General features: G+C 68.6%; 9 protein-coding genes. 6 read left to right on the top strand and 3 right to left on the bottom strand.

From position 1 onward, the window contains the following. Positions 1-23: 23 nt before the first annotated feature. The 5 genes from D514_RS23695 to D514_RS23715 all read left to right on the top strand — a co-directional run bounded on the left by D514_RS23695 (position 24) and on the right by D514_RS23715 (position 7,858). On the top strand, positions 24-869 hold the full coding sequence (locus tag D514_RS23695) for a carbohydrate ABC transporter permease (RefSeq protein WP_017828771.1): 846 nt from the start codon (positions 24-26) through the stop codon (positions 867-869). A 69-nt stretch (positions 870-938) separates the two neighbouring features. After that, entirely contained in the window at positions 939-2,294 is a 1,356-nt protein-coding gene (locus D514_RS23700; RefSeq protein WP_017828772.1) for a sugar ABC transporter substrate-binding protein, read from the top strand. A gap of 84 nt (positions 2,295-2,378) precedes the next feature. Next, complete coding sequence (locus D514_RS23705) at positions 2,379-4,148, top strand: beta-galactosidase family protein (protein WP_017828773.1); 1,770 nt, start codon at positions 2,379-2,381, stop codon at positions 4,146-4,148. A 115-nt stretch (positions 4,149-4,263) separates the two neighbouring features. After that, entirely contained in the window at positions 4,264-5,724 is a 1,461-nt protein-coding gene (locus D514_RS23710) for an MFS transporter (protein ID WP_017828774.1), read from the top strand. 247 nt (positions 5,725-5,971) lie between these two features. Continuing rightward, positions 5,972-7,858 carry an ABC transporter ATP-binding protein gene (locus D514_RS23715; RefSeq protein WP_017828776.1) on the top strand — a complete coding sequence of 629 codons (1,887 nt, stop codon included), beginning with the start codon at positions 5,972-5,974 and terminating at the stop codon, positions 7,856-7,858. 143 nt (positions 7,859-8,001) lie between these two features. Here D514_RS23715 and D514_RS23720 read toward each other — a convergent pair whose 3' ends face one another. Beyond that, entirely contained in the window at positions 8,002-9,864 is a 1,863-nt protein-coding gene (locus D514_RS23720) for a phosphoenolpyruvate carboxykinase (GTP) (RefSeq protein ID WP_017828777.1), read from the bottom strand. Positions 9,865-9,976: 112 nt separating this feature from the next. Between D514_RS23720 and D514_RS23725 the strand changes: the two genes are divergently transcribed. Beyond that, a complete protein-coding gene (locus tag D514_RS23725; protein ID WP_017828778.1) occupies positions 9,977-11,419 on the top strand; it encodes a helix-turn-helix transcriptional regulator in 1,443 nt (480 codons plus the stop codon). A gap of 89 nt (positions 11,420-11,508) precedes the next feature. Here D514_RS23725 and D514_RS23730 read toward each other — a convergent pair whose 3' ends face one another. Both D514_RS23730 and D514_RS23735 read right to left on the bottom strand, forming a co-directional pair. Continuing rightward, on the bottom strand, positions 11,509-12,555 hold the full coding sequence (locus D514_RS23730) for a winged helix DNA-binding domain-containing protein (protein WP_017828779.1): 1,047 nt from the start codon (positions 12,553-12,555) through the stop codon (positions 11,509-11,511). Between the two features lie 44 nt (positions 12,556-12,599). Then, positions 12,600-14,048 (bottom strand): glyceraldehyde-3-phosphate dehydrogenase, encoded by a 1,449-nt coding sequence (locus D514_RS23735; RefSeq protein WP_017828780.1) that lies wholly within the window; start codon positions 14,046-14,048, stop codon positions 12,600-12,602. Positions 14,049-14,212 lie beyond the last annotated feature (164 nt).

The raw sequence follows: 14,212 nt of genomic DNA on the forward strand, positions 1-14,212 counted from the left end.
CCTCACGCAGACGCCATGACCCGATGAATCCGCGCAAGTCCAACACGCTGCTCATCGTCATGATCCTGTACGCGCTGTACACCCTCGTCCCGCTGGTCTGGCTGCTGTTCAGCTCGACCAAGACGCAGGCCGGACTCTTCAGCTCGTTCGGGCTGTGGTTCGCCGACGACTTCGCCTTCATCGACAACCTCGTCGCCACGTTCTCCTACCGCGACGGCATCTTCCTGCGCTGGTTGGGCAACACCCTGCTGTACGTGGTGGTGGGCGCAGGAGGAGCGACGCTGCTGGCCACCATGGCGGGGTACGGACTCGCGAAGTTCCGCTTCCCCGGGCGCCGTGCGGTGTTCGCCGTGGTCCTGGGCGCCGTGGCCGTGCCCGGCACCGCCCTCGCGGTCCCGACCTTCCTGCTGTTCAGCGAGCTCGGGCTGACCAACACCCCGTGGGCGGTGATCATCCCGTCGCTGATCAGCCCGTTCGGTCTGTACCTGATCTGGGTGTTCGCGTCCGAGTCGGTGCCCACCGAGCTGCTCGAAGCCGCCCGCATCGACGGTGCCGGCGAGTTCCGCACGTTCTTCACGATCTCGATGCGACTGCTCGCACCCGGCATCGTGACGGTCGCGCTGTTCACGGTGGTGGCCACCTGGAACAACTACTTCCTGCCCCTGATCATGCTGTCCGACCCCGCGTGGTATCCGCTCACCGTCGGGTTGAACCAGTGGAGCGCCCAGGCCATCGGGGCCGGATCCCAACCCATCTACAACCTCGTGATCATGGGCTCGCTGCTCACGATCATCCCGATCGTCATCGCCTTCCTGCTGCTGCAGCGTTTCTGGCAGTCAGGTCTCACCGCGGGAAGCGTCAAGCAGTAGCTCCCCGCACCTCCCCTGCATCACCTCAGCGATCCGACGCTGGATCGCCCCTCCCGAAAGGACACAGCAATGAAGCACCTTCCCTCCCCGACGCGGCGCACCCTCGCGGTGCTGGCCGCGGGAACCGTGGCAGCGCTGGCGCTGGCCGGTTGCAGCACCGGCGGCGGCACCGGTGCCGGCGGCAACGCGGGCTCCGGCTCCTTCGACTCCATCGAGGCCGCACTCGAGAAGGGCGGCGAGATCACGTACTGGTCGTGGACCCCCTCGGCCGAGGCGCAGGTCGAGGCCTTCCAGAAGGAATACCCCAACGTCAAGGTCAAGCTGGTGAACGCCGGGACCAACAACGAGGAGTACACCAAGCTGCAGAATGCGATCAAGGCGGGCTCCGGCGCCCCCGATGTCGTGCAGATCGAGTACTACGCCTTCCCTCAGTTCGCCCTGACCGACGCCTTCACCGACCTGTCCCAGTACGGTTTCGCGGACTTCGAGGACGACTACACCGCCTCGACCTGGAACTCGGTGACCGACGGCGACGCGATCTACGGCCTGCCGCAGGACTCCGGCCCCATGGCGCTGTTCTACAACAAGACGGTGTTCGACGCCGCCGGCGTCGCGGTGCCCACCACCTGGGATGAGTACTACGAGGCCGCCAAGGCGATCCACGCGGCGAACCCCGACGCGTACATCACCAACGACACGGGGGACGCGGGCTTCGCGACATCGATGATCTGGCAGGCCGGCGGAAAGCCGTTCGAGACCTCGGGCACCGACGTCACGATCGACCTGCAGGACGCCGGGTCCGTCAAGTGGACCGAGAACTGGAACCGCCTCGTCGAGGAGGACCTGCTCGCACCGTACAGCAGCTGGAGCGACGAGTGGTTCCGTGCCCTGGGCGACGGCAGCCTCGCCAGCCTCGTGATCGGCGCATGGATGCCCGCGAACCTCATCTCGGGTGCCCCCGACGGTGCCGGAGACTGGCGCGTCGCACCGATGCCGACCTACGACGGCGCCCCGGCGAGCGCGGAGAACGGCGGTGGCGGCCAGGCCGTCACGAAGCAGAGCAAGAACCCGGAGCTGGCTGCCGGATTCCTGTGGTGGCTGAACAACTCGGAGGAGAGCATCTCGATCTTCCTCGAGACCGGCGGCTTCCCCTCCACCACCGCTGAGCTGTCGAGCAAGGAGTTCCTCGCCGAGGCTCCGGAGTACTTCGGCGGTCAGAAGATCAACGAGGTCCTCGCCGCTGCAGCCGATGACGTGGTCGAGGGCTGGAGCTACCTGCCCTACCAGGTCTACGCGAACAGCATCTTCGGCGACACCGTCGGCCAGTCGTACCAGGACGGCACCGACCTGAACAAGGGCCTCACCGCCTGGCAGGACGCGCTGGTCGAGTACGGCAACGCGCAGGGCTTCAGCGTCAACAAGTGATACCTGCGGGCTGAACCGGTTCCGGCCCCCATCCCCCACCCCACGGGACCGGTTCAGCCCGCCTCATCGAAAGCACCACGACACGTGACATCCTTCTCCCTCGGCGACACCGACTTCCTCCGCGACGGACAGCCGCATCAGGTGATCTCCGGCGCCATCCACTACTTCCGCGTGCACCCCGACCAGTGGCAGGACCGCATCCGCAAGGCCCGGTTGATGGGGCTGAACACGATCGAGACCTACGTCGCCTGGAACGCGCACGAACCGCGACGCGGCGAGTGGGACGCGAGCGGATGGAACGACCTCGGACGCTTCCTCGACCTGATCCACGCCGAGGGCCTCGACGCGATCGTGCGACCCGGCCCCTACATCTGCGCCGAGTGGCACAACGGAGGACTTCCCGTGTGGCTGACCGGGAGCGTCGAGGGGCTGCGCTCCTCCGCTGCCGACTTCCTGGTGGAAGTGAGCGCCTACCTGCGCCGCGTGTACGACATCGTGGCCCCGCGGCAGATCGATCGGGGCGGCCCCGTCGTGCTGGTGCAGATCGAGAACGAGTACGGCGCCTACGGATCGGACCGGGCCTATCTCGAGGCTCTGGTCGCCGTCACCCGCGATGCCGGGATCACCGTGCCCTTGACGACCGTCGATCAGCCCGTCGATCAGATGCTGAGCGACGGCAGCCTCGCCGAGCTGCACAAGACCGGGTCGTTCGGCTCCCGCAGCGCGGAAAGGCTGGCGACCCTGCGACGGCACCAGAGCACCGGTCCGCTGATGTGCTCGGAGTTCTGGGACGGCTGGTTCGACTGGTGGGGCGGCGTGCATCACACCACCGATGTCGCCACGGCCGCCGCCGACCTCGACGAGCTGCTGGCGGCCGGTGCCTCGGTCAACATCTACATGTTCCACGGCGGCACCAACTTCGCGCTGACCAACGGCGCGAACCACAAGGGTCGCTATCTGCCGCTGGTGACCTCCTACGACTACGACGCCCCGCTCGACGAGGCCGGCAACCCCACGGAGAAGTTCTTCGCCTTCCGCGAGGTCATCGCCCGGTATGCGCCGGTGCCGGATGAGCTTCCGGCACCGGCCGAGGCAGCGCCCGCGTTCGAGGTCCCGCTCACGCCCGCGGGCGCCTGGACGGACCTCGCGGCTCCTACGTCGACGACCGCGCAGCCCGAGACCTTCGACGCACTCGGCCACCTCAGCGCCCTCGTGCGCTACGACACAGAGCTGGCGGGTGCGCGCGGCGGACTCCTCGTCGTCGACGAGGTGCGCGATCTGGCGTGGGTGAGCGTCGACGACCGCGTGGTCGGCACGCTCTCGCGCACCCGGCACGACCGGGCGATCCGGATCCCGGACGGCCGGACCCTCAGCATCCTGGTCGAGGATCAGGGTCGAGTGAACTACGACCACCGCCTCGGCGAGGAGAAGGGTCTGATCGGCGAGATCACCCTCGACGGCGCGCCGGTGACCGGCTGGCGCTCGACGCCGTTGGATGTCGCAGCGATCGCCGCGGAGGTCGGTACCGAGATCGATGCCGAGCTCGATACCCCTGCCGTTGCCGACGCCGCCGATGTCCTGAAGACGGGCCCGGCCGCGTGGACCGGCTCGTTCACCCTGGATGCGCCGACGGACCTCTTCTTGGACACCATGGCCTGGAGCAAGGGCTACGCCTTCGCGAACGGCTTCTTCCTCGGCCGCTACTGGCGCAACGGCCCGCAGCGCACGCTCTCCGTGCCCGCACCTGCCACGAGAGAGGGTGCGAACCGTCTGGTCGTGCTGGAACTCGAGAACGTCGTGGAGCCGCGTGCCGTCTTCGTCGGTGCCCCCTCGCTCGGCGACACGGAGGAATAGCGCCGCTGAGGTGCCCGCCCGGATGACACGCGAAACGCGCGCACAGCAAACACTCAGGAAGGCGTAAACTCGCCCGAGTCCCATGGTATACCGGGGACTCGATCGGAGGAGTTCCATGAGTACTGCCACTGCGCCCGCGAATCCTCGCTCGCGCGTCATCACCGCGAGCCTGGTCGGCACCACGATCGAGTTCTACGATTTCTACGCGTATGCCACGGCTGCCGTACTCGTGTTCCCGGTGCTGTTCTTCCCCACCGGGAACGACACCACCTCGCTCCTGTCCTCGTTCGCGGTGTTCGGCGCCGCGATGGTCGCCCGCCCGATCGGCGCCGTGGTTTTCGGCCACTTCGGCGACAAGTTCGGGCGCAAGGCCACGCTGGTGGCCTCGCTGCTGACGATGGGCATCGCGACCTTCGTCATCGGCCTGCTGCCGACGTACCAGGACATCGGGTGGTGGGCGGCACTCCTGCTGCTGATCCTCCGCCTCGCGCAGGGCTTCGCGCTCGGCGGCGAATGGTCGGGGGCGGCACTGGTCGCGACCGAAAACGCGCCGAAGGGCAAGCGCGCCTGGTACGGCACCTTCCCGCAGCTGGGTGCACCGCTGGGCTTCATCATCGCGAACTTCCTCTTCCTCGCCATCAACTGGCTGCTGCCGCATGCCGAGAACCCGGTGCTGAAGTCCGAGGCGTTCCTCTCCTGGGGCTGGCGCATCCCGTTCCTGTTCTCAGCCGTGATGGTCGTCATCGGGCTGTGGGTGCGACTGAAGCTCGTCGAGTCCGACACCTTCAAGAAGGCCGAGACGAAGGGCGTGATCCGCAAGCTCCCGCTCGCGACCGTCTTCCGTCACCACTGGAAGCAGCTCATCCTCGGCACGTTCATCATGCTGGCGACCTACGTGCTGTTCTATCTGATGACGAACTTCACCCTCGCCTACGGCACCAAGCCCGCCTCGCTGGAGACGGCATCGGCCGCCGCGAAGGCCGCGGCAGAGGCGACGGGCGCCCCGTTCGACCCGACCAAGTTCGCGGCCCAGTTCTATCCCGGCCTCGGCTTCGGCTACACCGACTTCGTGCTGATGCAGATCATCGGCGTCGTGTTCTTCGGCATCTTCACGCTGCTCTCCGGCCCCATCGCCGACGCGATCGGACGACGCAAGCTCCTGCTGTGGGTCACAGGTGTGATCATCGTGTTCGGCTTCACGTTCAACACGTTCCTGCTCCCTGCCGCCGACCCGAAGTTCACCGGCGCACTCGCACAGGCCTTCCTGGTGTTCGGCTTCATGCTGATGGGAGCGACATTCGGTCCGATGGGCGCTCTGCTGCCCGAGCTGTTCCCGACCAACGTCAGGTACACCGGCTCGGCGATCGCGTACAACGTGTCGTCGATCCTGGGTGCGGCCGTGGCGCCGCTGATCGCGCTCTGGCTGTGGTCGCTCGGTGACGGCGCTCCGTGGCTGGTGGGCCTGTACCTGTCGGCGATGGGTGTGCTGACCTTCATCGCGCTCCTCCTCAGCCCGGAGACCAAGGACCACGACTACGACGACGACCTCGGCGTCGCGGCGGCCGTCGAGCTGTGATGCTGCGGCCGTGACGACTCACGTCACGGCCGCAGGAACTCCTCGATCGCGGCGATCGTGGTCGTGTTTTCGAGATGCCGCACGGTGCGGATGCCACGCACTCGATCAGTTCGTGGGTGCCGGTGCCGCAGCAGGCGCCCCAGATGCATCGACGATTCTGCCGCCACCGAGCCGCGTTCAGCCGCTCCATAGGATTCGACCGCGAACGAAGTACGGTCGAAGTACCATCTCCAGATAGAGGTCCCGCATGTCCGGTTCGGCGACAGCACGCCGCCGCGGACGTGGCGCGCAGCCCGAAGGCCCCCGCGCCACCTTCCGCCAGCTCCTCCCCTTCCTCTTCGAGCACAAGCGCACCCTCATCGTGGTCGCGGTGCTCAGCGTCATCGGCGCGGCGACGTCGCTCGTGCAGCCGTTGCTCGTCGGTCAGGTCATCGAGGCGGTGCAGTCCGACACCGGCATCGGGATCCTCGTGTGGCTGCTCGTGGGCTTCGTGGTCGTGTCGTCTGTCATCTCCGGCTTCCAGCACTACCTCCTCCAGCGCACGGGCACCGCGGTCGTGTACTCGAGCCGCCGCAAGCTGATCGCCCGCATCCTGCATCTGCCCACGTCGGAGTTCGACGCCCGCCGCACCGGCGACCTCGTCTCGCGCGTGGGCACCGACACGACCCTGCTCTACGCCGTGCTCACCCAGGGCCTCGCAGACGCGGTCGGCAGCGCCGTGCTCTTCCTCGGCGCGCTCATCGCGATGCTCGTGATCGATCCCCTCCTGCTGCTGCTCATCGTCGTGGTGATCGGCATCTCGGTCGCAGTGGTCGTGCTGCTCAGCGGGCGCATCCGCACCGCGTCGACCGCGCAGCAGGAGAAGGTGGGCGAGCTGGCCTCCGGTGTCGAACGCGCCGTGGGCTCGATCCGCACCATCCGCGCGTCGGGTGCGACCGAGCGCGAGACCGCCGCGGTGTCTGAGCTCGCGTCCGACGCCTACGGCATCGGCGTGCGCATCGCCAAGATCTCCTCGATGGTCGTGCCCGTCTCCGGCATCGCCCTGCAGCTGTCGCTGCTCGTCGTCCTCGGCGTGGGCGGATTCCGCGTGGCCGCAGGAGCCATCACCATCGCCTCGCTGATCTCGTTCATCATGTTCCTGTTCCTGCTCGTGATGCCGCTGGCCACGACGTTCGGAGCGATCACGTCGGTGAACCAGGCACTCGGAGCGCTCGGCCGCATCCAGGAGGTGCTCGACCTGCCCACCGAGTCGCAGGACGATGAGAAGATCGCCGCGTCGCTGCCCCGTGAGACGGCAGCACCGGATGCTCCGGCGATCGAATTCCGCGACGTGCGGTTCCACTACCCGGCGAACGTCGTGGCCGCGCGTCAGGCCGCCGCCAAGGAAGCACGGAACCTGCTCGCCGACGCGCACCTGGAATCGGCAGAGGATGCCGCACCGGCCGTCCAGGACCACGAGGTGCTGCGCGGAGTCTCCTTCGCCGTGCCCCACGGCTCCCGTGTCGCCCTGGTCGGCCCCAGCGGCGCGGGCAAGAGCACGATCCTGTCGCTGATCGAGCGCTTCTACGACCCCACGGGCGGATCGATCCGCCTGCACGGCCACGATGCGCGCACCTACCAGCGCGACGAGCTCCGCGCCCACTTCGGCTACGTCGAGCAGGATGCGCCGACGCTGGCCGGCACCCTCGCCGAGAACCTGCGGCTCGCCTCCCCCGAAGCGACGGACACCGACTGCGAACGGGTGCTGCGCGCGGTGAACCTGGGCGATGTGCTGGAGCGCAACCCGCTCGGCATCGAGGCACCGGTGGGCGAGGACGGTGTGATGCTTTCCGGTGGTGAGCGTCAGCGCCTCGCGATCGCCCGCGCCCTGCTCACGGACGCCCCGATCCTGCTGCTCGACGAGTCCACGTCATCACTCGACGGCGTGAACGAGCAGCGCATGCGGGAGGCCATCGACGCCGTCTCCACCGACCGCACGCTCATCGTGATCGCGCACCGCCTCTCGACCGTCGTCGACAGCGACCTGATCGTGGTGCTGCAGGACGGCGTCGTGGTCGGCCAGGGTAGGCACACCGAGCTCGTGGAATCGACGCCGCTGTACCGCGACCTCGCACGTCACCAGCTGCTCGCCTGACGCCACCCGTTCCCGGGCAACACGAAGGCGGGACGTCGGAGACCACTCAGCCATGGGTTCGTCTCTGATGTCCCGCCTTCGCGGGTCTGCAGGGCACGGAGCCCTGAGGGTGCCGGCTCCCCCGAACCGGCACCGGTCTGGGGTTACGCCTTGTCGAGGCGGTAGCGCAGCGAAGCCAGCTCGGCACGCAGGGCCGCGGGAACCTTGTCGCCGAAGGTGTCGTAGAACGCCTCGGTGAGGTCGGCCTCGGTCTTCCACGCCTCGGCATCGACGGAGAACAGCTCGTCGAGGTCGGCGGCGGGGATGTCGAGTCCGTCGAGGTTGAGGTCCTCTACGCGCGGCAGGCGTCCGATCGGGCTGTCGACCGCGGAGACATCGCCCGCGATGCGGCGGATGATCCAGTCGACGACACGCGAGTTGTCACCGAAGCCCGGCCACAGGAACCGGCCGTCGGCACCCCGACGGAACCAGTTCACCTGGAAGATGCGCGGTGCCCGGTCGAAGCGCAGACCACGACCGACCTTGAGCCAGTGACCGAAGTAGTCCGCCATGTTGTAGCCGCAGAAGGGCAGCATCGCGAACGGGTCGCGGCGCAGCTCCCCCACGGTACCTTCGGCGGCAGCGGTGCGCTCGGACGAGATGTTCGAGCCGAGGAAGACGCCGTGCGTCCAGTCGGTGGCCTCGACCACGAGCGGGACGTTGCTGGCGCGGCGTCCGCCGAACAGGATGACATCGAGCGGCACCGCCTCCTCCCAATCCTCGGAGATCTGCGGGCACTGCGCCGCCGACACCGTGAAGCGGGAATTGGGGTGCGCGGCCGGACGCCCGGACTCGGGGGTCCAGTCGTTGCCCTCCCAGTCGATCAGGTGCGCGGGCGCCTCGTCGGTCAGACCCTCCCACCACACGTCGCCGTCGGGGCGGAGCGCGACGTTGGTGAAGATCGTGTTTCCCCACAGCGTCTCGACCGCGGTGACGTTGGTCGACTCGCCGGTGCCGGGCGCGACGCCGAAGAAGCCGGCCTCGGGGTTGATGGCCCACATGCGGCCGTCCTCGCCCGGACGGATCCACGCGATGTCGTCACCGAGGGTCTCGACCCGCCAGCCGGGGATGGTCGGGCGGAGCATCGCGAGGTTCGTCTTCCCGCAGGCCGACGGGAAGGCCGCGGCCACGTGGTAGGCCTTGCCCTGGGGGTCGATCACGCGGATGAGCAGCATGTGCTCGGCGAGCCAGCCCTCGTCGCGGGCGATCACCGAGGCGATGCGCAGCGCGAAGCACTTCTTGGCCAGGATCGCGTTGCCGCCGTAGCCCGAGCCGTAGGAGTAGACCTCGAGCGTCTCGGGGAAGTGCACGATGTACTTGTCGTCGTTGCAGGGCCACTCGACGTCCTGCTCGCCCGGTGCGAGCGGAGCGCCGACCGTGTGCACGGTCTTGACCCACGGCGCGCCCTCGGCGATCTGACGCGTCACGGCATCGCCCACACGGGTCATGATGCCGATCGAGGCGACCGCGTACGCGCTGTCGGTGATCTGGACGCCGATGTGCGAGAGCGGGCCACCGACGCGTCCCATCGAGAAGGGCACGACGTACATCGTGCGGCCGCGCATCGATCCCTCGAAGATCTCATCCATCTTGGCGTGCATCTCGGCGGGGGCCGCCCAGTTGTTCGTGGGGCCCGCGTCCTCTTCGCGCTCGGAAGAGATGAAGGTGCGTCCCTCGGTGCGGGCGACATCGCTGGGGTGCGAACGGGCGAGGTAGGAACCGGGGCGCCATTCGGGGTTGAGCTTGATCAGCTTGCCCTCGTCGACCAGTCCGCGCAGGAGCCAGTCGTTCTCGGCGCGCGAGCCGTCGACCCAGTGCACCGCGTCGGGCTGGGTGAGTTCGCGGATCTCCTCGACCCAGGCGGCCAGCTCGGCCATCGCGGGGGTGTCATACGTCGGAGCCGCGCCGAACGTACGCGTCGGTGCGACGGGAGACGTGCGGGGGGTGAAGACTTCGGCGATAGCCATGACGTGTGCTCCTTTGAAGTGTGGGGCGTTGCACCTATCTTCTTCCGGTTCGAGCGCGACTTTCGGCCATTTCGGGCGATAAGAACTTCAATTCTTTCGCTAGACTCAAGGAATGGCGTCCTCCGGCATCCACCTCACGACTCTCGGCCACCGCATCCGTCACCACCGACTGGAGAACGGGTTCACGCTCGACGAGCTCGGTGCTCTCGTCGGCGTCGCCGGCTCCCAGCTGAGCCTGATCGAGAACGGCAAGCGCGAGCCCAAGCTCTCGCTGCTGCAGGCGATCGCCCAGGCGACCAAGACGGAGGTGACCGATCTCATCTCCGGCGAGCCGCCGAACCGCCGCGCCGCTCTCGAGATCGCCCTCGAACGCGCGCAGGAGAGCCCGGTCTTCCGCCAGCTCGGCGTCGCGCCCGTGCGCGTGACCAAGGGCATGAGCGACGAGACCATCGAATCGGTCCTCGGCCTGCACCGGGAGCTGGAGCGTCGCGAACGCGAGGCCATCGCCACGCCGGAGGAGGCGCGGCGCGCGAACACCGAGCTGCGGCTGCGGATGCGCGCGCAGAACAACTACCTCCCCGAGATCGAGAAGCTCGCCGAGAAGCACCTCAAGGCCGCGGGTCACGTGCAGGGCGCTCTCACGCACCGCACCGTGAGCATCATGGCCGAGAAGCTCGGATTCGAGCTGATCTACGTCAACGACCTCCCCCATTCGACCCGATCGGTCACCGACCTCGAGAACGGACGCATCTACCTGCCGCCGGCCTCGATCCCCGGCGGTCACGGCCTGCGGTCGATGGCGCTGCAGGCCATGGCGCACCGCCTGCTCGGGCACGCCCCGCCCACCGACTACGCCGACTTCCTGCAGCAGCGCCTCGAGATCAACTACTTCGCCGCGTGCTGCCTGATGCCGGAGACCGCATCGGTTGCGTTCCTGCAGCAGGCGAAGAAGGATCGCAACCTCGCGGTCGAGGACTTCCGGGACGGCTTCGGCGTGACGCACGAGGCGGCGGGCATGCGCATGACGAACCTGCTGACGCAGCACCTCGGCATGGCGCTGCACTTCCTGCGGGTCGACTCCACCGGCGCCATCACCCGCGTGTACGAGAACGATGACCTGCCGCTGCCGATGGATGTGACGGGCGCGGTCGAGGGACAGCGGGTGTGCCGGAAGTTCCAGGCGCGCGCGGCGTTCACCCAGCAGAACCGCACGGTCGAGCACCACCAGTACACCGACACTCCCTCCGGCACGTTCTGGTGCTCCACCCAGACCGGCTCGTCGAGCGACGGCGAATTCTCGGTGACCGTCGGCGTGCCCTTCGACGACGCGCGATGGTGGCGTGGACGCGAGACCGGCGACAGGGCCGTGTCGACCTGCCCCGACGAGTCGTGCTGCCGACGCCCCTCGGCCGAGCTGAGCGACCGTTGGAGCGGAAGGGCCTGGCCGAGCGCACGCGTGCACACCCACATGTTCTCCCCACTCCCCCGCGGCGCGTTCCCCGGTGTCGACGACAACGAGGTCTACAACTTCCTCGCACGCCACGCGAGCGAGTAGCCGCGGCGGCGGGTCGCGGCGGGCCGGGGCGGGTCGGGCGCCGAGGCACGGCCGGAGCGGCGGCTGAGGCGCGAGGATGCCGCGCCGGCTCAGTCGTCGGCGAACGCGGCGAACCGGGCGAGGGCGTCGGCGACCGCGGCGGGATCCTCCGGCCGCTCGAACAGCGCGGGCGGAGCGTCGCGTGTCGCGCCCGCGTGCGACCAGGTGCCGATCACGCGCCCCTGCTCGACGAGGGTCGGACGCACCATCCCGTTCTTGCCGGGGCCGACGGCTGCGAGATGCTCCTGCGCGCAGACGGTCGTGCGGTCGGCGTACGAGATGTAGTACTCGTCGAACGCGCCGAGGGCGTGGACGGACGGCGCCCCGGTCGCGCGTCGAGGGCGCCGGCGGGGCGCGAAGAGTCCGTCGCCGAGGTCATCCACCCTCGCGGCCGCGCGCGCGGCCGCCTCGCGTGCCTGGCCGAGGGTGAGCCCCGACCACCAGGCGAAGTCGGCGATGGCGGCGGGGCCGTGCCCGTCGACGTAGCGCACGAACAACTCGGCGAGCGGATCGTCGGGGACGGCGTGATCGCGGATGTGGTCCTCCACGAGCACGAAGCGCTGCTCGCGGGCGACACCTTCTCGCGGGACCACGGGTCCCTGGCAGATCAGGCCGTCGATCGTGAGGGTGAACAGCAGATGGATGCCGCGCTGGCCCGCGGGGTCGATGCCGATGCTCTCGAGGATCTCGAACACCTCGGCACGGGTGCATCCGCCGTCGCGCAGCGCCGGGGTCAGTGCCCTGACGGACGCTGCGACCATGTCGTCGTCGATGCCGAGGTCACGGTGTCGGGAGGCCGCCTGCTGACGCTGCCGCCCGGCGGTGACCTGGAGCATCCACCCGAGGTCGCGCGCCGGAACCGTGTGCAGTGTGCCGCGCATGGTCCAACCGCGCACGATGTCACCGCGGTCGAAGGCGCGGTCGACGTCGCGCAGCCGCACCGGGTTCCCGGTGCGGACGGCGAGCGCCCATCGTCCGGCCGTGAAGTCCTGACTCTGCACGGCGAGCATGTGGTGCGCGGCATCCGTCACGGTGCGTGCGGGCGCCGTGAGCCGGTGCGATCGGAGGCGCTCGGCGAGCAGGGTCGCGGTCTTCATGACCTCATCATGCCGGGCGCCACCGACCCGGCGCACGGATCTCGTCAGCTCTGCAGGGTGACCTCTGGACGTTCGGGGAGCACGATCGGGTGGGAGCCCGCCATGACCTCGAGCACGCGGATGACCTGGCAGGAGTACCCGAACTCGTTGTCGTACCAGACGTAGAGGATGAGGGTGTCCTCGTCGGCGATCGTGGCGAGGCCGTCGACGATGCCCGCCCGGTGGGAGCCGACGAAGTCGGTGGAGACCACGTCGGGGCTCTCGACGTAGTCGATCTGCTGACGCAGCTTCGAGTGCAGCGACACGCGGCGCAGGTAGTCGTTGACCTGGTCCTTCGTGGCGGGGCGCGCGATCGTCAGGTGCAGCACGGCGAGCGAGACGTCGGGGGTGGGAACGCGGATCGAGCTGCCGGTGAGCTTTCCCTCCAGCTGCGGGAGAGCCTTGGCGACCGCCTTCGCGGCCCCCGTCTCGGTGATGACCATGTTGAGCACCGCCGAGCGTCCGCGACGGTCGCCCTTGTGGAAGTTGTCGATCAGGTTCTGGTCGTTCGTGAACGAGTGCACGGTCTCGACGTGCCCCTTGACGACGCCGTACGCCTCGTCGATCGCGGCGAGCACGGGTGTGATGGCGTTGGTCGTGCAGGAAGCGGCCGAGAGGATGCGGTCGGAGTCGGCGATCGTATCGTCGTTGATCCCGTGGACGATGTTCTTGAGGGGGCTCTTCCCCGGCGCGGTGAGCAGCACACGGGCGACGCCCTTCGAACGCAGGTGCTGCGAGAGGCCGGCCTCGTCGCGCCAGCGCCCGGTGTTGTCGACGACGATCGCGTCGTGGATGCCGTGGGCGGTGTAGTCGATGGTCGCGGGGTCGTCGGAGTAGATCACCTGGATGCGGGTGCCGTTCGCGATGATCTGCTCGGCATCCTCGTCGACGGTGACCGATCCCGCGAACCGACCGTGCACGGAGTCGCGCAGCAGCAGGGATGCGCGCTTGACGAGGTCGTTCTCGGCGCCGCGGCGGACGACGATGGCGCGCAGACGCAGTCCGCTGCCTCCGCCGGTGTGGGCGATGAGGATGCGGGCGAGGAGGCGACCGATGCGTCCGAAGCCGTAGAGCACGACGTCGGTGGGTTCGGCGGCGACGGCTCCCATGGCGGGCGCGAGCACCTCGGCGAGGTAGGTCTCCAGCGGCTGCCCGCTCTCGGCGTGTCCGGCGACGAGCCGGGCGACGTCGAGGGAGGAGGCACCGGGAGCAAGGGCATGGATCGCTTCGAGCACGGCGAGGCTGTCTTCGATCGGGAGCCGCTCGTGCCCGAGCTGCGCGACGCGCTCGTGCACTTCGACGAGGCCGGTCGCCGACAGGCCGAGCAACCGGTGCCCGTGGAGAGAGGTGACCACATCGTGTTCGCGTCGGAGCGCCCCGATGAGCGGGATCATCCGCTCCGCCAGCTCTTCGCTCTCAGTCCAGTCGTCGCGGTGTGCCGCGGAATCGTTCATCTGCGTCCTTGCATGTGTGAGCGCGCGCCGAGATCGCCGGCGCGCGGGTTGCCGGGTGAATCGGGGGATGCATCCAGCGTACAAGTCGCGGGAACGCGTGCCGAATCGGGACGTCGACGGCATCCGGTCGCCGGCGGGAATCCCGCGCGCCGCGCGTGCGTTCT

The organism is Microbacterium sp. UCD-TDU, from assembly GCF_000340625.1.
GTDB classification, from domain to species: Bacteria; Actinomycetota; Actinomycetes; order Actinomycetales; family Microbacteriaceae; genus Microbacterium; species Microbacterium maritypicum.

Excerpts from the sequence above, each read along its gene's own strand:
- D514_RS23695 (WP_017828771.1), top strand. The coding sequence starts at position 24 with ATGAATCCGCGCAAGTCCAACACGCTGCTCATCGTCATGATCCTGTAC.
- D514_RS23700 (WP_017828772.1), top strand. The coding sequence starts at position 939 with ATGAAGCACCTTCCCTCCCCGACGCGGCGCACCCTCGCGGTGCTGGCC.
- D514_RS23710 (WP_017828774.1), top strand. The coding sequence starts at position 4,264 with ATGAGTACTGCCACTGCGCCCGCGAATCCTCGCTCGCGCGTCATCACC.
- D514_RS23715 (WP_017828776.1), top strand. The coding sequence starts at position 5,972 with ATGTCCGGTTCGGCGACAGCACGCCGCCGCGGACGTGGCGCGCAGCCC.
- D514_RS23720 (WP_017828777.1), bottom strand. The coding sequence starts at position 9,864 with ATGGCTATCGCCGAAGTCTTCACCCCCCGCACGTCTCCCGTCGCACCG.
- D514_RS23725 (WP_017828778.1), top strand. The coding sequence starts at position 9,977 with ATGGCGTCCTCCGGCATCCACCTCACGACTCTCGGCCACCGCATCCGT.
- D514_RS23730 (WP_017828779.1), bottom strand. The coding sequence starts at position 12,555 with ATGAAGACCGCGACCCTGCTCGCCGAGCGCCTCCGATCGCACCGGCTC.
- D514_RS23735 (WP_017828780.1), bottom strand. The coding sequence starts at position 14,048 with ATGAACGATTCCGCGGCACACCGCGACGACTGGACTGAGAGCGAAGAG.